The 20,908-nt window shown below is 64.3% G+C and carries 17 protein-coding genes; 9 read left to right on the top strand and 8 right to left on the bottom strand.

The window, feature by feature from the left end; translation table 11 throughout:
• Window positions 1-23: 23 nt before the first annotated feature.
• Together tssC and tssB are read right to left on the bottom strand one after the other, a co-directional pair.
• Complete coding sequence (gene tssC / locus AC05QJ_RS20005; RefSeq protein WP_476743021.1) at window positions 24-1,517, bottom strand: type VI secretion system contractile sheath large subunit; 1,494 nt, start codon at window positions 1,515-1,517, stop codon at window positions 24-26.
• Between the two features lie 61 nt (window positions 1,518-1,578).
• Window positions 1,579-2,163 (bottom strand): type VI secretion system contractile sheath small subunit, encoded by a 585-nt coding sequence (gene tssB, locus AC05QJ_RS20000; RefSeq protein WP_476743020.1) that lies wholly within the window; start codon window positions 2,161-2,163, stop codon window positions 1,579-1,581.
• A 200-nt stretch (window positions 2,164-2,363) separates the two neighbouring features.
• Between tssB and AC05QJ_RS19995 the strand changes: the two genes are divergently transcribed.
• The 5 genes from AC05QJ_RS19995 to tssA are packed head-to-tail and all read left to right on the top strand — an operon-like array spanning window position 2,364 to window position 9,909.
• Complete coding sequence (locus AC05QJ_RS19995) at window positions 2,364-2,834, top strand: type VI secretion protein (protein ID WP_476743019.1); 471 nt, start codon at window positions 2,364-2,366, stop codon at window positions 2,832-2,834.
• Between the two features lie 56 nt (window positions 2,835-2,890).
• The gene (gene tssK, locus AC05QJ_RS19990) at window positions 2,891-4,231 is read left to right on the top strand and encodes a type VI secretion system baseplate subunit TssK (RefSeq protein ID WP_476743018.1); all 1,341 of its coding nucleotides are present in this window, start codon (window positions 2,891-2,893) and stop codon (window positions 4,229-4,231) included.
• 16 nt (window positions 4,232-4,247) lie between these two features.
• Window positions 4,248-5,018 carry a DotU family type IV/VI secretion system protein gene (locus tag AC05QJ_RS19985; RefSeq protein ID WP_476743017.1) on the top strand — a complete coding sequence of 257 codons (771 nt, stop codon included), beginning with the start codon at window positions 4,248-4,250 and terminating at the stop codon, window positions 5,016-5,018.
• On the top strand, window positions 5,015-8,821 hold the full coding sequence (locus tag AC05QJ_RS19980) for a type VI secretion system protein (RefSeq protein WP_476743016.1): 3,807 nt from the start codon (window positions 5,015-5,017) through the stop codon (window positions 8,819-8,821). The genes AC05QJ_RS19985 and AC05QJ_RS19980 overlap by 4 nt, the downstream gene beginning before the upstream one ends.
• Window positions 8,818-9,909, top strand: a complete 1,092-nt coding sequence (gene tssA, locus AC05QJ_RS19975; protein ID WP_476743015.1) for a type VI secretion system protein TssA — start codon at window positions 8,818-8,820, stop codon at window positions 9,907-9,909. Before AC05QJ_RS19980 ends, tssA begins: the two co-directional genes overlap by 4 nt.
• A 223-nt stretch (window positions 9,910-10,132) precedes the next feature.
• Here the strand turns inward: tssA and AC05QJ_RS19970 are convergent, their stop codons facing one another.
• Window positions 10,133-11,734: a hybrid sensor histidine kinase/response regulator gene (locus tag AC05QJ_RS19970; protein WP_476743014.1), complete on the bottom strand. Its 1,602-nt coding sequence runs from the start codon at window positions 11,732-11,734 to the stop codon at window positions 10,133-10,135.
• A gap of 152 nt (window positions 11,735-11,886) precedes the next feature.
• Window positions 11,887-12,708, bottom strand: a complete 822-nt coding sequence (gene lepB, locus AC05QJ_RS19965) for a signal peptidase I (protein ID WP_476743013.1) — start codon at window positions 12,706-12,708, stop codon at window positions 11,887-11,889.
• 160 nt (window positions 12,709-12,868) lie between these two features.
• Here lepB and yddG point away from each other — a divergent pair, with 160 nt between their 5' ends.
• Together yddG and AC05QJ_RS19955 are read left to right on the top strand one after the other, a co-directional pair.
• Window positions 12,869-13,756 carry an aromatic amino acid DMT transporter YddG gene (gene yddG, locus AC05QJ_RS19960; protein WP_476743012.1) on the top strand — a complete coding sequence of 296 codons (888 nt, stop codon included), beginning with the start codon at window positions 12,869-12,871 and terminating at the stop codon, window positions 13,754-13,756.
• A gap of 520 nt (window positions 13,757-14,276) precedes the next feature.
• Entirely contained in the window at window positions 14,277-14,813 is a 537-nt protein-coding gene (locus AC05QJ_RS19955; protein ID WP_476743011.1) for a hypothetical protein, read from the top strand.
• A gap of 40 nt (window positions 14,814-14,853) precedes the next feature.
• Here AC05QJ_RS19955 and AC05QJ_RS19950 read toward each other — a convergent pair whose 3' ends face one another.
• The 3 genes from AC05QJ_RS19950 to AC05QJ_RS19940 form a co-directional block, all read right to left on the bottom strand.
• Entirely contained in the window at window positions 14,854-15,411 is a 558-nt protein-coding gene (locus AC05QJ_RS19950) for an N-acetyltransferase family protein (protein ID WP_476743010.1), read from the bottom strand.
• A gap of 118 nt (window positions 15,412-15,529) precedes the next feature.
• Complete coding sequence (locus tag AC05QJ_RS19945; protein ID WP_476743009.1) at window positions 15,530-15,874, bottom strand: carboxymuconolactone decarboxylase family protein; 345 nt, start codon at window positions 15,872-15,874, stop codon at window positions 15,530-15,532.
• A 104-nt stretch (window positions 15,875-15,978) separates the two neighbouring features.
• Entirely contained in the window at window positions 15,979-17,376 is a 1,398-nt protein-coding gene (locus AC05QJ_RS19940) for an L-lactate permease (RefSeq protein WP_476743008.1), read from the bottom strand.
• 75 nt (window positions 17,377-17,451) lie between these two features.
• Between AC05QJ_RS19940 and AC05QJ_RS19935 the strand changes: the two genes are divergently transcribed.
• Window positions 17,452-18,006: a helix-turn-helix domain-containing protein gene (locus AC05QJ_RS19935; protein WP_476743007.1), complete on the top strand. Its 555-nt coding sequence runs from the start codon at window positions 17,452-17,454 to the stop codon at window positions 18,004-18,006.
• A 116-nt stretch (window positions 18,007-18,122) separates the two neighbouring features.
• Here AC05QJ_RS19935 and lpxO read toward each other — a convergent pair whose 3' ends face one another.
• Complete coding sequence (gene lpxO, locus AC05QJ_RS19930; protein ID WP_476747973.1) at window positions 18,123-19,022, bottom strand: lipid A hydroxylase LpxO; 900 nt, start codon at window positions 19,020-19,022, stop codon at window positions 18,123-18,125.
• A gap of 214 nt (window positions 19,023-19,236) precedes the next feature.
• Between lpxO and AC05QJ_RS19925 the strand changes: the two genes are divergently transcribed.
• On the top strand, window positions 19,237-20,790 hold the full coding sequence (locus AC05QJ_RS19925; RefSeq protein WP_476743006.1) for a sensor domain-containing diguanylate cyclase: 1,554 nt from the start codon (window positions 19,237-19,239) through the stop codon (window positions 20,788-20,790).
• Window positions 20,791-20,908 lie beyond the last annotated feature (118 nt).

The raw sequence follows: 20,908 nt of genomic DNA, 5'->3' as shown, positions 1-20,908 counted from the left end.
CGGGCGAACCCGCGGGGGCACGGTCAGGCCGCTGCCGAAGGCGGCAGGGTGGCGACCAGGCGGATCGAGGCGGTCAGTTCTTCCAGCTGGAAGTGCGGACGCAGGAACACCGTGGCACGGTAGGCGCCCGGCTTGCCCGGTACTTCGGACACGTCGATGCGGGCTTCGCGCAGCGGGTACTGGGCCTTGATTTCCTGGGGAGCGTTGTCGTTGATCAGGACGTAGTCGGCGATCCAGTTGTTCAGGTAGGTCTGCACGTTGTCGCGGGTCATGAAGCTGCCCACCTTGTCGCGCATGATCACCTTCAGGTAATGGGCGAAACGCGACGAGGCCAGGACGTACGGCAGCATGCTCGAAATCCGCGCGTTGGCGTTGGCTTCGTTGGTGTTGTAGGCCCGTGGCTTGTTGGTGGTCTGGCCGCCGAAGAACACCGCGGTTCCGGAGTTCTTCTTGTGGCACAGGGAGATGAAACCGAGGTCGTTCAGTTCTTTCTCGCGGCGGTCGGTGATGGCCACTTCGGTCGGGCACTTGAGGGTCAGGTCACCGGAAGCGGTCTTGAAGGTGTGCTGGGGCAGGTTGTTCACCGCGCCACCGCTTTCCGCGCCGCGGATCGCCGCGCCCCAGCCGTACTTGGCATAGGCGTCGGTCAGGCGCTGGGCCAGGGCCCAGGCGGCGTTGCCCCACAGGTATTTCTTGCCGTCGGCATCGGCCACGTCTTCGGTGAAGTCCATGCCTTCGACCGGCAGCGTGTCCTTGCCGTAGGGCAGGCGCAGCAGGAAGCGCGGCAGCACCAGCGACACGTAACGCGAGTCTTCGGTGTTGCGGAAATCACGCCATGGGCCGAGCTCCAGGCTTTCGAAGACCTTGGCCAGGTCTTTCGGTACGGCCAGGTCGTTGAAGCGCTTCATGTCGAACAGCAGCGGGCTGGCCGCAGCGATGAACGGCGCATGGGCAGCGGCGGCGACTTCGGAAATCTTGCGCAGCAGGGCGATGTCCTGCGGGTGGCGGCCGAAGTAGTAGTCGCCCACCAGGGCGCTGAACGGGAAGCCGCCGAAGGTGCCGTATTCCTCTTCGTAGATCTTCTTGAACAGCACGGTCTGGTCGAAGTCGACGGCGCGGTTCAGGTCGCTGTTGAGCTCTTTCTGCGAAACGTTGAGCAGGCGCAGTTTCAGGCGGGTGCTGGTCTCGGTGTTGCTCACCAGCATGTGCAGGCCACGCCAGGACGATTCGAGCTTCTGGAAGCCTTCGTCGTGGAGAATTTCGTTGAGCTGGTCGCCGATCAGCTTGTCGATCTGGCTGATGCGGTTGTTGATCAGGGCGCGGGTGTCAGGGTCCTGGCCCTGGCTGACAGCGAGAGCCTTTTCCAGCACCTGGCTGGCGAACTCGGCGATCATGTCCTGGGCGTAGGTCTTCTGGCTTTCGTCATGGACGATCTGGCCTTCCTGGATGATCTTTTCGAGCAGGCTCAGGGTCTGGGTGCTGCCTTCGCTTTGCTTCTCGTTACTGGACGCGGGCATGGCGGTGTCTCCGGGAACAGAGGGGTGTGATCAGGGGGACGGTGGTGAACGCTCGGGCCGGTTACTCGGTCTTCGGCTCGGGGGTACCGTCGGGATCTGCCTCATCGGTCTTTTCTTCGGGCTTCACGTCGGCAGGCTTGCCGGCGGCGCTGGCCCCGGAACGGGCGGCCTTGATCTCTTCGAGGTCTTTCTCGGTGCTGCTCAGCACTTCCTTGAGCAGTTCGTCGAGCTTGTCGTTGCCGTCGAGCTTGGTCAGCAGGTCGCGCAGGCGCTCACGGGCTTCGAACAGCACCTTGAGGGGCTCGACTTTCTTGACGATGTTGACGGGGTCGAAGTCTTCGATCTGGCTGAAGCTCAGTTTTGCGCTGAGCGGGGTGTTGCCTTCGCTGAGGGTGTTCTTGACGTTGACGGTGACGCTGGGGGCAACGGAGGCAAGGACCTTGTTGAAGTTGTCGCTGTCGATCTCGACGAAACGGCGCTCGTTGAGCTTGGCCGGATTCGGCGTGGCACCGGACAGATCGGCGAGGATGCCAACCACCAGCGGCAACTCTTTTTTCTCGATGGCGTTTCCGGTTTCTACGTCATAAGTGATCTGCACGCGAGGCGGGCGGACCCGGTCCAGCTTGTGCTGAATACTCTCTTCCATAGTGGCTGACTCCGATGCAGAAGGCGGGCGCAATGCAACGGTTTCCCACTGATCGCAATCCCTTGCTAGACCGCGGAGCGGAGACGCTCTTGTCGAGGTTCCTGGATTTCCGCAATCACCTCAATTCGTCATGGTGGCGAATTGGCATGGATGCTATAACAGGCATCGTGAAATGCAAATAAAACTTTTCTTGGATCATCATGCGTCTTAAAAAGTTCATGTCGCTCAAGTGCTTGGCGGTACTTTTAACCACACTTCTCGTGGGTGGATGTTCATTGTTTGGATCCAAAGTAAAAGTCGACGGCGTTACCCTCGATGTTGCTTTGCGCGCAAATGATGACTCGCCCATCGCCGTGGACTTCGTGGCCGCCAACGACGCGGATTTGCTGGGGAAACTGTCCGGTCTGACAGCAAAACAATGGTTTGCCGGTCGTGATCAGTATCGCCGCGATTTTCGTCAATCTTTATATGTATGGGGCCTTGAGTTAGTTCCCGGGCAATTGATCGAGTCGTCAACTTTCCCACTGGATGGCAAGCCCGCTGTCGGACTTCTGGTGTTTGCCAATTATCAAAGTCCGGGCGCACATCGTTTGCGTCTGGAAGATCAACGCATTATCCGCTTGAAATTCGACAGTCGTGAGATGACGCTGCTTGACCAGAACCTACGCTGATCGCGGTGCCACACCGCGCTTGGGCAGACGCCAAAAACAGGATGTGAAGGGACGATATGAGCGTGCGACCTGATGTGGTCTGCTGGTACGAAGGCATGCAACTGCTGCCTCAGCATTTTCAGCTGCAGGGGCTGCGGGCCGAAGCCATGGCCGCGCACCTGGCCCGGGCGGCCAATCCCTGGTATTGGGGCGTATCGCGGTTCAGTCATGAGCCCGCCGCGCTGGTGGCCGGCAAGCTGCGCGTGATGAGCCTGGAGGCCACTTTGCCCGACGGCATGCCGGTGAGTATCGGCCCGGGGCAGGGCGAGCTGGCCGAACTCGACCTCGCCGAGGCCGTGGCCGCCTCCGGCAACGCCACCGTCACCGTCTACCTGGCGGTCAATCCGCTCTGGCAGGGCGCGCGCCTGCGCCCGCTGGAGGGCCGTTGGCAATCGGCGCAAAGCGAGCCCGTGCCCAACCTCGACAGCCATCTGGACGAAGAACGGATCACGGTGTGGAAGCCCAGCCCGCGCCTGGTCACCGATGCCGACAAGGCCGACAGCGTGTGCCTGCCGCTGCTGCGGGTACGCAAGGAAGACGGCGGCTTCAAGGCGCTGGACGACTTCGTCGCGCCGACGCCGTGCATCCTTCCCGAATCGCCGCTCGGCCAGCGGATTTTCCAGCTCTGCGCCATGGTGCGCGAAAAATGCGTGTTCCTCGGGGCGCGGCTGCGAGACGTGCAACTGGACGGCGACCCTGCCAGTGCTCTGGAACTGCGCCGGCAGTCGGCGGCGCTGTGGGCGCGTCTGCCGGAAGTGGAGGGCGCACTGAACAGCCGTATCGCCACGTCCCAGGGGCTGTTCGGTTTGCTGCTGGGCATGGCCGGAAGCTGGTCGGTGCTCGAACCGATCAAGGGCGTGCCGGCGTTTGCGCCGCTGGATTTCCTCGACCTCTACCGTGGCTACGACGAAGTGCTGCGCTGGATGGAACAGGTACTGGGCAAGTTGCGCCTGGGGTATCGCAGTGTGCCGTTCGAACAGAAAGGCAATGTCTACGAAATCCTCCTGCCGTCGCGGGCTGCCGACCAGCAACTGGTCATCGGCCTGCGCATGCCGGCCGGCTCCCCCGAGCAGGACGCCAGCCTGTGGCTGGGGCGGACCATCATCGCCTCCGCTGCGCACATCCCGGACCTGGCGCGCCAGCGCAGCCCGGGGCTGGCGCAGCGGGCGATGAGCCGCAAGGACCAGGTGGCCTACGGCGTCGGCGACGACACCCGTCTGTTCGTCATCGAGGCCAATGGCAAGAGCTTCGACCCGCAACTGCCGCTGCAGATCGTCTCGGCCGGTTCCGGGGAAATTTTCCGGCCCTGGCAGATCGTCCTGCTGATCGACGACAACCACGAAGAACAAGCCGCCTGAGACGGTAGGGAAGCCTATGCCAGAAGGGATTGCCGTTTCGCGTTATCGCGGCATGCAGGACGCACCGTTGACCAGCGCCTTTCGCGAGGCCTGGCAGGCGTGGTCCGCGCAATGGGACGAGCTGGACAAGCGGGTCGAGGACGTGCCGGCGCTGATCGACCAGGTGGCCGAGCTGTCCACCCACGCCACCCGGCGCCTGTGGCGCAGTGCGTTCGCCAGTGTCGGTGATGCCGCGCCGTTGCAGGTCAAGGCGATGGTTTACGCCTTCGTTGCGCTGGTGGATGAAACCCTGCTGTTCGCCGACTGGCCCGGCCAACCCGCCTGGCAGGAGCGGCCGCTGGAGCTGCGCCTGTATTCCAGCCGTCAGGCCGGCGACCGGGTGCCGCTGGAGATCAAGCGCCTGCTCGACGAACAGGCGCCCACTACCCGCGATCTGGGCAATGTCTACCTGCTGTGTCTGATTCTCGGCTTCCATGGTCGCCTGCGCGGGCCGGGGGGCGAGGCGCTGCATGGCAAATGGCGACATGCGCTGTTCGCCTTCACCCGCCAGCGCGATCCGGAGTACGCCAATGTCGGGGCCTTGCTCGCCGAGCCTTCCGAGGTGCCGCCACAGCGCCTGCCGGTGCGCGAGGCCATGCCCGACGGCGTGCGCCTGGGCCTGCTGGTGCTCGGCGTGACGCTGTTGCTGATCGGCATCGGTCACCTGTTCTGGCGCGATATCGGTGACGAGCTGTCGCCGGTCCTGCACCTGGCGGCACCGTTCCAGGTGCAGGAGTCGACCTCATGAACCTGTCGCTGCTGGGCTGGGTGATCGGCCTGCTGGTTCTCGTGCTGGTCGTGGTGCTGCTGGTGCTGTGGCTGCGCAATCGCAACGGTGCGGCGGTGCGCAGTTTCCATTTTTCCTTGCGCCAGATGGAGCACGCCCAGGGTGTGAGCCATCACTATGAAGTGCCGTGGCTGCTGATGCTGGGTGACGAGGTACAAGGGACTCGCTTGTGCGCCAGCTGGAACCTCGACGCCGTCGACAAGCCGGCCTGGTTCGGTCGCTGGTGGTCGGATCCCAACGGCTCGGTGCTGGTCGTGCCGCAGGCGCTGTTCCTGCCGGGCGAGGGCATGAAACAGGCCAGCGGCTGGTGGAACCTGCTCGGCCTGCTGCTGCGCGTGCGCGCCCGGCGTCCGCTGGACGGGGTGATCTGGACCATCGCTGCTGCCGACCTGCTCGATGCCGATCGCGCCGCGACCCTGGGCCTGGATGCCCGCCGCCGTTTCATCGATCTGCTGCAGCGGCTGGGCGTCAGCCTGCCGGTGTATGTGGTCGTCACCGGCATGGACGAGGTGCCGGGCTTCCAGGAACTGGCCAGTGCACTGCCGGAGGAAACCCGGCGCCAGGTCCTGGGCTGGTCTTCACCCTATGCCAGCGATGCCGCCTGGCAGTCGCAGTGGACCGAGGAAGCACTGGACCAGATCGTCCACGCCCTGTCCGAAGCGGTGATCCAGCTGGGGACCTTGTCGGGCCAGTTGAGTGGCGATCTCGACACCTTGCCCCAGCGCATCGACGGCCTGCGGCGCAACCTGCAGATGCTGCTGTGGCCGGTGTTCCAGGGCAACACCCATGGCGAGGCACCGTCGTTGCGCGGGCTGTACTTCACGGGTGCCCAGGCGTTCAGCGACGACAGCGGCCCGCTCACCGCGCTCGACCAGCCGCAGATGGAAGACGTGTTCGCCCATGGCCTGTGGCAGCAACGAATCAACGCCGAACGGGGCCTGGCCCAGCCGATTCCTCGGCTGCTGCAACTGCGCCAGCGCTGGCAGCGGGTGGTCGCGGTGGGGTCCGCGGTGGTGGGTGTGCTCTGGCTGGCAGCGATGGTCTGGGTCTGGCGCGATTCGCTGCGCGATGCCGGCGAGCTGTCGCGGCTGCTGCAGAACGCCCAGAACGACTATGTCGCCATCAGCGATGACAACCACCGGCAAGCGCTGACCCGGCACAACGTCCAGAGTTTCTGGTATGTGCTGGAGCACTCGCCGCGCTGGCATTTCACTTCACTGGTCTATCCGACCTCGTGGTTCTCGTCGCTGGACGGACAGATGGACCAGGTGCTGCAGCACACCTCCATGACCCACATGCGTCAGCCGATCCATGACCTGCTGGCCGCCGACCTGCGCGACCTGCTGGCGATCAACGACAACGCCCGGCGTGGCGCTACCCAGGACGGCGACCCGGCGCAATGGCCCAGCTACCTCAAGGCCCGCGAACTGGTGCAGAAAGTCACCCGCCTGGAGCAGGCCGCCAGCCTCTACGCCCAGGCCCAGGCCAACCCGAAGACGCCGCTGGACCAACTGGTGCCCCTGAGCAACCAGATACTGGACCTCAGCCTGAATGCCGGCACCCTGCCGCGAGCCTCCTACTACAACCGCCTGCTGGTGGAGGAGGGGCTGTCGCCGCTCAAGCCGCTGGACCTGTCGCTGCACCGTAGCGCCATCAGTGCCAACTTCACCCGCCTGATGGAAAACTGGCTCGGGCATTACTTCCGCACCGATGGCTACGTCACCTCGGCCGGCTACCTCAAGCTCTACCTCGATCGCCTGGAAAACGGCTCGGCGCAGACCCTCCAGGAACTGGAGCACATGGACGCGCTGATCGACGACCTGCAGGCCTCCATCGACCTGACCAACTCCACCTGGAGCCGCGGCAAGGGCCAGGACCTGGTGGCCGGCTATGGCGAGATGCTGCAGCAGGTGCGCCAGAGCAAGCTGCTCGGGCCGGCCATGGCCGAGGAGATCGAACGCCTGGCCGAGCAGATGCAATACAGCTTCAAGGAGCAGTGGGTGGCTCAGGGTGCATCGAGCAAGAACCTGCTGACCCAGACCGGCACCGGGCAACTGGCCCTGCAGGAACGCATCACCCATCTGCACAACGCCATCAACCTGCTGCTCAAGCGTGATTTCGTGGTGCGCGTGCTGCGCGAGGACGGCGCCGGCGACAGCGGGCCGCCCAGCCATGTCGACAGCGAGGGCCTGCGTCTGGCGCAGAGCTATTTCGAAAGCTACAAGGTCTACGCCCACGAGTCGCTGTCGGGGATTCCGCCGGTGTACCGCAACGCACTGCTCAAGACCGCTGAAAGCACCGCTGCCGATGCCATGTGGCTGAGCCTGCAGCGCAAGGCGCCGCAGAGCGAGCTGGAGACCACGCCGTCGTTCCAGGTGCGTCCCGACCAGGCCATCGCCGTGCACAACGCGCTGGTCCAGTTGCAGCGTGCCGATCTTGCCAGCAGCCTGCAGGGCGTACTGAACCAGAGCGCCCTGGCCGACCTGTCGCAGGCGGTGGACGACGTGTTCCAGCAGCCGGTGTTCCGCGACCGCGCCGACATCAACCAGTGGGACGGCTCGAAAGACTTCGGCCTGCGGCTGTTCCGTGCCGTCGATGCCCAGGACCTGAAAAGCAGCCTGGACCAGCAGTTCGGCGTGATCACCGCCTTGACCGAGCAGGCGGCGCCGGCCATGGAATGGCTGATGACCCAGCTGCCCAACCTCAACCTCGGCGAGTCGGAACTGGTCAGCCGCTTCCACTCTCTGGGTGAGGAAATGACCAAGTACAAGGCGCAGAACCCGTCCAGCTCGCCGGCGTTGATCACTCAGTTGATCGTCCGCGACTTCAACGACATGGACCAGGGCAGTTGCCTGAAGATCCTGCTGTCAGCCAATGCGCCCTATGCTTCCGGGCAACTGACGCAACGTTGGGTCAGCCTGCAGCAGGGCGCGCTGCAGCGCTGCCAGGTGTTGCAGCGCCAGGCGACCTCCACGGCCTGGAACGACCTGGCCGGCTACTTCAACCAGTACCTGGCCGGGCGTTTTCCGTTCGCCACCGACCCGCGCACGCCGGATGCCGATCCGGCGCGGGTGCAATACTTCCTGACCCTGATCGACCAGCGCCTGCCGCAGGCCCGCGAAGGCCTTGGCCTGCTGGCGTCCCGCGATCGTGCTGCCGCCACCGAGTTCCTCGACCGGCTGGCCCTGGCCCGACCTTGGCTGGGGGCCATGCTGATGCGCGACAAGGCCGGCTTGTCCGGCCTGGACATGGAAGTGCAGTGGCGCACCGACCGCGACAGCGAGCGCGGTGCCGACCAGGTGATCGCCTGGACCCTGGGCGCCGGCAACCGCGAGATCGCCCATCCGGGTGACGAGCAGGTGCTGCACTGGAGTGTCGGCCAGCCGCTGAGCCTGCGCCTGCGCTGGGCCCGCGACGGCACCCAGCGGCCGGTCAACGATCCGTCCCAGCAGCAGTTGCACGTCAGTGGCCTGGAAGCCGAGTGGCAGTACCAGGGGCCGTGGGCGCTGCTGCGCATGATCAATGACCATAGCTCGATGCTGCGCCAGCCCAATGTCGACTACACCGAGTTCCCCCTGGGGCTGGAAGTGCCGGTGCACGCCCAGCCGGAGGAAGAGAACCAGACCTTGATGTTCCTGCGCATCTCGCTGATGAGCCAGGGTGGCAAGGCGCCGTTGTCGCTTCATCCGCTGCCGGTTCAGGCACCGCTTTCACCCTTTGGCTATGCACCGCGTTCGGTGGCCGACACAGGAGATTTCCAATGACTTCACCCGGCTTTTCCCAGCGGGTCAGCGAACTGCTCGAACCGATTTCCGCCGAGCAGCCGTGTGGCAACAGCCTGCGTTACGACGCCGCCTTCGACCGCTTGCGGGAAATGCGCCGCGAGGACGACACCAGCCTGCCCACTGGTGTGTGGTCGACGTCGGAGGTCAAGCGTGCCGACTGGGTGGGCGTCGAGCGCCTGGCCACGCTGATTCTGCGCGAGCGCAGCAAAGACCTGATGGCGGCGGCATGGCTTGGCGAGGCGTGGATGCATCGCGAGGGCACCGCCGGGATGGTCAACGCCCTGGCGTTGCTGGGCGGCTTGTGCGAGCGCTACCCGGACGAGGTGCACCCGCTGATGGAAGACGGCGATCCCGGCTGGCGTGCCGCGCCGCTGGAGTGGATGGCCCGGCGGTATGAAGAGGTGTTGTTGACGCGCCTGCAAGTGTTCCCGCAATTGCCCGACGACCTCGGCCCGGTCAGCCTCTACGACTGGCGGCAGATGAAAACCCGTCAGGTGCAGGTCAACGACAGCAAGCCGGCCAAGGTCGCCGCCGAAGCGGCGCAGAGCCTGCAGAAGCGGCTCGATGAGCAGGTCCGCCTTACCCCGCTGAGCTGGTGGACCCAGGGCGCCCAGGCGCTGCACAACGGCCAGGCGCAACTGCTGTTGCTCGACGGTTGGTGCGACCGGCACCTGGGCGACGCGGCGCCGGCCTTCGGTGGCTTGCGCAAGACGATGCAGGCGCTGGACGAGTTGTACCAGGGCTTCATCTCCATGCACCCGCCGCAGCGACCGCCTGCCGAACCCGAACCTCAAGTGCCACCCCAGAGCCCGACTACCATGTCCGTTGCTGCCGCTGCCACCGAAGTCCGCTTGCCCGCCGGCGAGCCGCGCACCCGCGAAGAAGCCTATCGCCAGTTGCTGGTGATTGCCGACTACCTGGCCCGTACCGAGCCCCACAGCCCGGTGCCCTACCTGATCCGCCGCGGGGTGGAGTGGGGCAACAAGCCGTTGCGCGAATTGCTGGGGGAGTTGATCAACTCGGATGCCGAAGCGCGGCGGTTGTGGACGTTACTGGGGGTGTTGTAGACGCTATCGCTTGCCTTTACTCGATGCAGTCTTTGTGGGAGCGGCTTCAGCCGCGATTGGGCGCGTAGCGGCCACAAATCTGTCTCTGCGAGTGTGTCAGGCTGATCGGGAACTCAGGTTTTACGCTATCGCTGGCAAGCCAGCTCCCACCAGTTCCGGGCCAGCCGCGCCCCCCTGTGGGAGCCGGCTTGCCGGCGATGAGGCCAGTCGTCGCAACCGTGCTTCAGGCAATCCCGCCCGGATTGTCCAGGATCTGCCGCACCTTGCGCGCCAGGTCGTGGGGCAGGTAGGGCTTGGAAATCACCTCGAATTCGGAACCACCGATATCGGTTCGCTCGATGGAGTTCTCGGCGTAACCGGTGGTCAGCAGCACCTTGGTGGTGGGGTGGTTGCGGCGTATTTCCCGAGCCAGCATCACGCCGTTCATGCCGCCGGGCATGATCAGGTCGGTGAACAGCAGGTCGAAACGCTCGCCAGCCTCGAAGCGCTTGAGCGCCTCGCGGGCGTTGAGGACGATCTCGGCGCCATAGCCGTAGTCCTCCAGCACCATCTTCGCCAGTTCGGCCACGTCCGGCCGATCTTCGACGATCAGCACCGACTCGTGGCCGTTGCGGGTTTCCGAGGTGACCCGGCGCTCGACCGGCAGCACCGTGCCGCTGTCCACCGGGAAGTACAGGCGCAACGTCGTGCCGACGCCTTCCTCGGTGTAGATTCGCGCCGCACCGCCGGACTGCTTGGCAAAGCCGTAGACCATCGACAAACCGAGCCCTGAGCCCTTGCCTTCTTCCTTGGTGGTGAAGAACGGGTCCATCACCCGGTCGCGGATGCTGGCGGGCATGCCGACGCCGTTGTCGGTGATCGCCAGGCTGACGTAGTTGCCCGGTAGCAGGCCGTCGTAGGAGGCGGTGGCGAGGTCGCGCACCAGCACGTTGCGGGTCTCGATGAACAGCCTCGGCTCGCGCCGGCCGATCAGGGCATCGCGGGCGTTGATGAAGATGTTCAGCAGCGCCACTTCGGCCTGGGTCGGGTCGATGCGGCAGTTTTTCAGGCCGCTCTCCAGGTCGTAGTCCACATGCACGCCATCGCCGAAGGTACGGCCTACCAGCGGCTGCACGGTTTCCACCAGCTGGTTGAGGTTGAGCACCCGGCCCTGGAGTTTCTGCTTGCGCGAGAACGCCAGCAACTGCTTGGTCAGGGTGCTGGCCTTGTCCACGGCGGAGCGGGCGTGGAAGGTACTGCGGCGGATCCGTTCGATATCCGGCGAGGTTTTCTCGGCGGCGGTGCGGATCAGGTCGATGTAGCCGCCCATCACCTGCAGCAGGTTGTTGAAGTCGTGGGCGATGCCGCCGGTGAGCTGGCCCAGGGCTTCCATCTTCTGCGACTGGCGCAGGGCGTCCTCGGCGTCGCGGCGACGGCTGACGTCCAGCTGCGAGGCGAAGAAATAGATCAGCTCGCCTTTCTCGTTGAAGATCGGCGAGATGAACAGCGCGTTCCAGAACGTGCTGCCGTCCTTGCGGTAGTTGAGGATCTCGGTGGAAAAGTCATAGCGCCCGTCGATGGCCTCGCGGATCGAGGTGACCACTTCCGGGTCGGTGTCCGGCCCCTGGAGAAAGCGGCAGTTGTGCCCGACGATTTCCCCGGACTCATAGCCGGTCATGTCGAGGAAGGCCTGGTTGGCGAAGATGATCGGGTTGTCGGGGGCGTTGGGGTTGGTGACGATCATCGGCATCCGCGTGGTTTCCACGGCGGCGAAGAAGATGTCCTTGGGATGGCTGGTGATATCGGCAGTCGAGGAGTCGTCGACCCGGGGCGGCGTGTTCGGCACTGGATTGTTCCTTGGACGGGCTCCCGCCATCCTGAGTGGTATCTGAAGATTCGCGCCACCTTGCCATCATTGGCCCGGCATTGAAAGCGCGGGCGGCGCTGCTATTCATGCAGACCGCCTGAAACGGAAAATGTTGCCGGTTGCCGTTGCGCTTAGTCGTCGGGGCCGAAGACGGTACCGATCCTGGCGGGGTCCTTGGAGTAAAAGATACCCGTGACCTTTTCGGTAATGTCGGTGACGGACACCTGGCCGGTGAAACGGCTGTCGTTGCTGTTGTCGCGGTTATCGCCCAGGACGAACACATGGCCGGGGGCGACGGTCACCGGGGCGAGGTCCAGCGAGTGCTCGCGAATGACGCGGTTTGGCTGGGCATGGAACAGTCCCAGGTTGCGGCCATTGTTGATGACGTCGCCATCGACGATCGACAGCGTGTCGCCCGCGACCGCCGCGATGCGACTGACCATCTTGCGCTCGTTGCGCCAGTACACCGCGACATCGCCCACGCTTGGGGTGTCGTAGCGGGTACTGACGATGAGGCGGTCGCCAGGGGAGAGCGTGGGAGCCATGGACATGGACGGAATCTGGTAAAGGTTATAGCCCAGCACAACCCCCCGCACCGGCGGCACCAGGACCAGATTGACCAGCAGCATGCCCAGCACATACGCCACATGCGCCTTCCAGCCGGGGAAGCGTTCCACGCCTTTGCTCTTGAAGGCGTACCAGACCGCCAGCAGTGCCGACCCTAGGTACGCCAGCAGCATGGACTGGACCAGCAACTGGAAGTCTGCCGGCGTGCTGACCAAACCCAGGACGCCGGCAATGATGACGAACCCATAGGTGGCGCCGACAAGCCGGAGTGCCGCCTTTGGCCGGCCGACATACAGCAGCCCCCAGCCGATGAACACGATGGACATCAGCAAGGCCAGTATCGGGTTTCTGCGAGTCTGCAGGGTATTGCCAGTTCCTTGTTCCATTGCGCCACTTCCGTTGTGAGAGGGCGACATCATCGCCGAGCCGGGCGGCGGGCAACAGTTAAATTTGAGGTGTGAGTTCAGGCAGCCTGGCTAATGGATTTCTCCCTGATTTTTCTCGGTTTTTTCCAGTAGACTCATTGTCTTTTGTTGAGGGGAAGACATGTCGGTCAACAGCGTGAGGGCCGCGACGGTCTGCGGATTGCTGGCGATCCTGCTGTGGAGCACGGCGTCGGGCCTGATCCGCAGTGTCAGCCAGGCGTTCGGTCCGTTGGGTGGGGCGGCGCTGATCTACTCGCTGGGCACCCTGTTGCTCGTGCTGTTGCTCGGCAAGCCCCGGCTGCGCTCGGTACCGCGGCTGTACCTGTGGCTTGGCAGCGCCTTGTTCGTCGCCTACGAGATCTGCCTGTCGCTGGCGCTGGGTTATGCCAACGATGCCAACCAGGCCATCGAACTGATGGTGCTGAACTACCTGTGGCCGTGCCTGACCGTGGTGCTGGCGATCTTCATGAACGGGCAGAGGGCACGCTGGCTGATTGTACCGGGCACCGTGCTGGCCTTGACCGGGATTCTCTGGGTGGTCAGCGGCGATGGCCTGTCGCTGTCGCGCATCGTGGCCAATGTGCGCTCCAACCCGCTGAGCTACGGCCTGGCCTTCAGTTGCGCGGTGACCTTCGCCCTGTACTGCAACGTGACCCGCCGCTATGCCAACGGGCAGAACCTGGTGGTGCTGTTCTTTTTCGTCACCTCGTGCCTGCTGTGGGTGAAGTACGCCTTCAGTGCCGAGCAACTGCCGGCGTTCGCCCTGGGCAACAGCCTGGAACTGCTCGCGGCGGGAATCGCCATGGCCGGCGGTTATGCGCTGTGGAACCTGGGAATCCTGCGCGGCAACCTGACCTTGCTGGCCACCGCCTCGTATTTTTCGCCGGTGCTGTCGTCGGCCTTCGCCGCCTTGTGGCTGGGGGCGCAACTGAGCGGCCAGTTCTGGCAGGGCGCGGTGCTGGTGACGGCAGGGTCGCTGATCTGCTGGCAGGCGACGCGGGCGGGGTGAGCCGGAGGGCAGGGCGGCGCCCTCCGGCCCGTTCGATCAACGCAGGACCGAAGCCGGCCTTTCGACGCGGAGCGGCGACTGTACGCAGGTTGGTCAACCGGGAAAATCGAGAAACCCGGCGCGCCCGAAAGCGCCCCACGCACAGCCGCCATAACGTGAATCAGCAGCCACAAAAAAGCGCCTACTGAAAACGGATGGGCGCTTGTGCGCTCAATTTTTCCTCAGGTGACCAAACCTGATCGCTGATGGGCAGCGACCGGCGAAGCGTAGGCACTGATTCCGAGGGAGACAACCGCTCAAGAGGCGCGGCAGTATGATTCGGAAATTGCCTACGGGAAAGTCGTACAGGGAAGACATTTCCCTGCCTTTTCGTCACTTGAGATTAAACAGCCGAAATCCTTCAGCCTGCGGGGCTAACGGCTAGCTGTCACCTGTCAAAAGTGTCAGTTTCGCGCCCTCTCGCAACGACATAGAGTCTGAGCCGTGTTTGATTGAGTCATCAATTGAAGAGGGCTTTGACATGAACCTGATCGTGAATGGCAATTTCGAGTCCGGAACAACGGATCCCTGGACCGATGTAGGCGGTGGACCACCCACCGGCGTTATTGAAACCCACGACGGCAGAAACTGGATGAGAATTCCGGGCGAAGAAAACTTCGGTATTCATGCCATTCGCTACAATTTCCCGGCCCAGCAGCCTTGGCATGACGTGTTTGCTTTCAATATCACCACCAAAGCCGTTCCTACCGGCGGCGTGCCGACTCAGTCCCCTGTCAGGCAAGGCGAGCTGCCTTGCTTCGCAAAGGAAGAAGAGGCGCTTCGCCTGAGTTGCCGTATTGCGTTCTGGTTCGACGTCATCTACGCAAACGGCGGCGGTTGGAGAACCCCCTTCAATATTGAAGTCTCGGTTCACGAAACCTTCATGAGGCGAGTATTCAAGGTGCCCCTGACTGATACGCCGGTCGCGGGGCAGATCCTGATGGCGAACTGGGGAGGAGGGAAATGGGACATTGCGGATATCTGGATCACTAACCTGAATCTGCAGACGCTCGATTAGCGCCTGGCCAAGCGTGGAGTGTCGACGAGGCGCCGAGCGATCACCGCCCGCGCTTCCTCGACACCACCGCCTCGATATTCTTGCGCCCGATCAGCTTCGGCTGCTCCGGTTCCCCCAGCCACTTGTACATCACCAGGCAATCCACCAGCCCCAGCCGCGCATGCCGGTAAGCCTTGGGCAGGCGTCCCACCACTTCGAAGCCGAGCTTCTGCCACAGCGCAACCGCCACCTCGTTAGTGGCCACCACGGAGTTGAATTGCAGGGCGAGAAAGCCCGAGGCGCGGGCCAGTTGCTGGGAGTGTTCGCACATCTGCCGGGCGATGCCGCGACCGCGGGCGGTTTCGCCGACCATGTAGCCGCAGTTGCCGACATGGCTGCCGGGCCCGGCGGCGTTGGCCTTGAGGTAGTAGGCGCCGAGCAGTTCACCGTCGTCTTCGGCGACCAGCGTGTGTTGCGGGAGCTCCAGCCAGAGGTGACGGGCCTGTTCGAGGGTCATGGCCGGGTCGTAGGCGTAGGTTTCACGGGCGGCGACGATGGCCTGGAAGGTGGGCCAGAAGCGGTCGAAATCGGCGGCGGTCATCGGGCGGATCTGCAGCATGGCAAGGCCTTGGCGGTCAACGGGGAATGGCGAGCATTCTAGGGGATTGTGACGGGCAGGGCATTGCCAAAGCGCTCCCGGTTTGCGGAGCGAAACCGGGAGTCGAGTGTCGGTCGGGTTATTCGCTCGCCTTGCCCACCGCATCCAGCGCCCGCGCCGAGTACACCAGCGCCGCCCCGGCGTTCATCGCTACGGCCACGCCCAGCGCCTCGGCGATTTCCTCGCGGGTGGCGCCATGCTTGACCGCCTGCTGCGAGTGCACGGCGATGCAGCCATCGCAGCGGGTGGTCACTGCCACGGCCAGGGAGATCAGCTCGCGGGTCTTGGCGTCGAGGTGGTTGGTCTTGGCCCCGGCGCCGCTGGCGGTCATGTAGCCGCTGACCGTGTCGGGGGAGAGTTGCTTGAGGTCACCGATGCCTGCCATCAACTGCTTACGGTAACCGTCCCAGTCCATCATGCTCATGTGCTTCACCTTGTTGTGGTTTGCGCCAAATTGAACAGTGAAGCTAGTTTTTTCCGCTTTGCCCAGGCGTTGGTCATTAGCCGCAAGCAGCCGCTACTTTGGGCTTACACCTGGCCCGCGAGATTGACCAGGGCCAGCAGTCCGGTTGCCGCCAGCACCACGGCAATGGCCATGCGCTGCACCCAGCGCCGGTGGACGCTGGCGTCGCCACCGGCCAGTTGCACGGCCATTTCGATCTTGCCTGGCGAGGCGAGGATGGAGATGGCCGCCGCGACGTTGTGGGTGGCCATGAACAGCAGCAGGTCGGCGTTCAACGAGCGCGCGATCTCGGCCTGGGTGGCGGCGAACATGGCATTGGAGCCGCTGCTCGACCCGGTGACGAAGCCGCCCAGCGCGCCGACGAAGGGCGAGAGCGCCAGATACCCCGCGCCGATCTCGGCCAGCAGCCTGGCCAGATAGGCCGCGGTGCCGCTCACCGCCATGACGATGCCCATGACGATGAACAGCGCTGTCACCGGCGCCACCTGTCGCCATGACGCCCAGGCACGCGACCAGGGCTCGGCCGCCGGCCGGCCCTGGCAGAACCAGAGCGCCGCGAGAAACAGCCAGAGCGCCGGGGAGGCGAGGTAGCGCCACTGTTCCGGCAGATGGCCGAAGCGCACCACGCTGCCCGTCACCAGCACGCCGCCGAGCAACAGGCCATAGGCCCGCAGCGCCCGGCGCCCGATGGCGGGCAGGGGCTGTTCGGCCTGTGCGCGGCTGCGCAGCAGGTGCAGGCAGATGATCGCCACGCTGCCCAGGGCGCCTGCCGGCGCGGTGCCGAAGGCCAGATTGGCGAGCCCGACCAGCACCGCGAGCAGCACTGCCGAGAGCAGGGCGCTCAGCAGCGCGCGAGGGCGCTCGCCGGGCTCGCTGACCAGCCAGGCGGCCACGCTGCCGGTGATGGCGAAGGGAATGAGGCTCAGCGCCGCCGAGGCCACCCCCAGTTCATCGAAGCCAAGGCCGGCGAGGCCGGCGGCGATCATCGTCCCCGGCCCCATCGAGCCCCACGGCACTGCGCACAGCCCGAGCAGGCCGATCAGCGCCGCCTGGCGTGCCGGCAGGCCCATGAACACCAGCAGGGGAATGCCGATGGTGACACCGATGCCGAAGCCGGTGACCGACTCGGCGAACGGCGTGATGCCGTGCACCACCAGCAGCACGGCACCCACGCCTGTACCGGCGCGGCGTTTGATCCAGTCGGCCAGCGCCGCCTGGGCGCCGGCATGGCGCAGCACTTCGGACATCAACAGGCCGCCGCCGACGATCAACACCACCTCTATCACCAGCGGCAGCCACTTCAGGCTGGCCACGCCGATTTCCGTTGCAGGCAGTGGAAACGCCATAATCGCCGCCACGACCGCAGCGACCACCCCGAGCATCGCCGCATGCAGCGAGCGAATGCCGAAACCCAGGGCAAGGATGGAGGACAGCACGGGGGACGCGGCGAGAAGGGCATTCATGATTGATACTCGAATTTGCGGTTGCGCAATTATTATTTGCTTATTGGTAAATTCGCAAGGTTAAAAAGGTTCAGGATGAAAGACGACCACGAACAGGCGGAACACGGGCAATTCGGCGCTGCGGTGCGTCAGCGCCGGCTGCAATTGGGGGTGACCCTGGATCAACTGGCGCACAACAGCGGTGTGTCGGCGGCGGCGTTGTCGCGGCTGGAGCGGGGGATGTTGAGCCCGAGCCTGCGCAATGCCCTGGCGATCGCCCGGGGGCTGGGGTGTGACCTGTCGGAACTGATCGAGCAGGATTACGCCGAAGTCACCCGTGCGGGGGAGAACCTGCGCTTTGTCGACGAGGCCACCGGCATTGTCCGGCTGGCGCTGGCGCGGCCGAGTGCGGATCTGGAGTTGTTGTCCTACACCGTGCCGCCGGGCGCGTCATCGGCGCGGTTTGCCCCGCACCGGAGCGGTGGGCGGGAGATTTTCCATATTCTTTCAGGGACGCTGGAAGTGAATGCCGGTGATCAGGTGATCGAACTGCGGGCAGGGGATACCGCGACGGTGCGGGTGGACTGCGAGCACTGGTTTCGCAATGTCGGGGACGAGGATGTGCGGATCATGCTGACCATCCTCAAGTAACGGGATCTGCGGCGCCTGTTCGGAAAAACCGTGGCCTGCCACCATGCACCGGCCCATTGCCTGGCACAAAACCTCGTGGGAGCCGGCGTTGCCGGCGATGAGCCCACTCAAACCGGTCAGATGTAGATGAACACCAGCGCAATCAGCGCCACCACTGCCCATTTCTCGGCGTAGTACCGCGCGCGGTTGCGCTTCTTCAGCGCCTTGCCGCGCTCGCGGATCTTGTAGATGCGGGTGAACAGGCGGTTGATGCCACCGGTCTTGTCGCCGGCATCGTTGGGCGCTGCAGCGGCGGCCATGACATTCGCACTGAACCAGCGGTTGAACGCAGTGGCCCAACGGTACTTGAGCGGGCGCTCGACGTCGCAGAACAGGATCACCCGGTTGTGCTCGGTCTGGTTGGCGGCGTAGTGAATGTAGGTTTCGTCGAAGACCACGGCCTCGCCGTCGCGCCAGTGGTAGTTCTCGCCATCGACGCAGATGTAGCAGGCTTCGTCGTTGGGCGTGTCCAGCCCCAGGTGGTAGCGGTAGGAGCCGGCGTACGGGTCGCGGTGGCGTACCAGTTTCGAGCCCGGCGGCAAGGTGGCGAACATCGCCGCCTTGACCGTGCCGATGCTTTGCAGCAGTTCGGTGGTGCGCGGGCACAGTTTCATCGCCGAAGGATGACTCTCGCCATACCACTTCAGGTAAAAGCGCTTCCAGCCACTCTTGAAGAACGAATTGAAGCCCACGTCATCGTAGTTCTGCGAGCTCTTGATCTCGCCCACATGCAGCAGTTGCAAGGCTTCTTCGCGGATCTCGCGCCAGTTGTCCTGTAGCGGCTTGAGCTCGGGGAACGACTCCACCGGCAGGTACGGTTTGGCCGGCAAGCGCGAGAACAGGTACAGGAAGGCGTTGACCGGCGCCAGGAAGCTGGAGTGGTCGCCCAACTGACGGGTGATCTTGTGCCGCACGCGGCCCCGGAAGTGCACGTAGGCGATGGAAAAGACAAAAAGCAGGACGATGAATACTTTCATGGACGGGTACTTGTCGATGTGGCGATGCGCCATGGCATAAGCCCGCCAGCATAAACAATCGGCCTGCGGGTTTGTACAAAATGTTGCGGCTATCGGGGCCGACCTTGGTCAAAGGCAACCGTCAGTTGTTCGAGATGTCTCACCCAGTCTTCAGACGCCTGCTACAGGGTTCTGATCTATCGTTCTGAGGATTTGTCGGACACGGATGGGGCCAATGACCTTCAAGCACATCGACCTGCGCACGCTCATCCTGCTGTTCGCCCTGGTGACCGCCGGGGTGACCCTGGCCAACAGTTTCTACGCGGCCCGGCAGGTGCAGCACCAGGTGCTGGTGGAGAACGCCCTGGAAGCCAACCGGGCCTACGCCGCCAAGGTGGCGTCGAGCATCGATGCCTTCCTGCTGTCGGCCCAGCAGCAACTGGCCTACAGCGTGGGGCAACTGCACCGGCAGTTCGACGATCCGCGCCTGCTGCACGCCGAGGCCCGGCGGATCCAGGAGCAGGATGCCGGCTTCAACGCCATCACCATCGTCGATGCCGGGGGGCATGTACTGGCGGCCTGGCCGCCGTCGCTGCTGCACGATGGCCAGGCCCTGACCTCCAGCGGCGCCGAACACGCGCTGAACAGTCGTGCGCCGCTGATCAGCGATGCCTACACCTCGAGCACCGGCAACCTGGTGGTGTACATTTCCCACCCGGTGTTCGACCAGCAGAAGCGCTACCTGGGTTTCATTGGCGGCGCGGTGTACCTGCGCGAGAAGGGCATCCTGCACACCCTGATCAGCAACCACTTTTACCGCGACGGCACCTTGAGCTACGTGGTGGACAACAACCGGCGCCTGCTCTATCACCCGCAGTTCGACCGGGTGGGCAGCGTGGTGGGCCGGAACCTCGCCGTGGATCGATTGCTGGACGGTGAAAGCGGCGCCATGCAGGTGACCAACTCGCAGGGCGTAGACATGCTCGCCGGCTTCGCCACCATCCCGCTGACCGGCTGGGGCGTGGTCTCGCAAAAGCCCTACCGCGAGACCGTGGCACCGCTGGACAGCCTGATGTGGCGCATGGTCTATCGCACCGCGCCGGTGGGGTTGCTGATTCTGGTGGGCATCTGGTGGATGGCGCGGTTGATCACCCGGCCATTGCGGCAACTGGCCGACAACGCCAATGCCATGGATGCCAGCAGTTCACCGGAGCGTCTGCAGCGTGTCCGGGCCTGGTATTTCGAGGCCGATCACATCAAGCGCGCACTGCTGCGCGGTATCGGCCTGATGCAGGAGCGTCTGGGCCGGCTCAACCTGCAGGCGCAGACCGATCCGCTGACCGGGCTGTTCAACCGTCGCGGGCTGGACGAGGCGATCGGGTTGATAAGTGGTCGCGACCAGGCGTGCGCGCTGGTGGTGCTGGATGTCGATCGTTTCAAATCGATCAATGACACTCACGGCCATGATGTCGGCGATGAGGTCTTGGCACGCCTGGCCGGGGTGTTGCGGCAATGCTCGCGGGAGGGTGACCTGGCGTTTCGCCTGGGAGGCGAGGAGTTTCTGTTGCTGTTGCCCGACACCTCGCTGGCGGCGGCCACCGACGTGGCCGAGCGCGTGCGGCGCCTGGTGGAACTGACGCGAATCGAGCCGGTGGGGACGGTCACCGCGTCCCTTGGCGTGACGCTGTGCCCCGAGGCCGGCCACTTCGCCGACGCCCTCAGACAGGCGGACGACTTGATGTACCAGGCCAAGCAGGCGGGGCGTAATCGGGTGATGGTCGCAGTCTGAACCCATTTTCTGCGCGTGCGGAAAAACTGAAAGGCCTGTGCTAGAGCGGTTGGATCGGGCACCTGATATTTTTGTCAGTAGCCGCAAAATCGATCTCTGGCTAGCTTCGAGTGAGTAG

It is taken from the genome of Pseudomonas sp. TUM25319 (assembly GCF_056388475.1).
The sequence above is the reverse complement of the archived record's forward strand: the minus strand, read 5'-3'. Positions and strand labels throughout refer to the sequence as shown.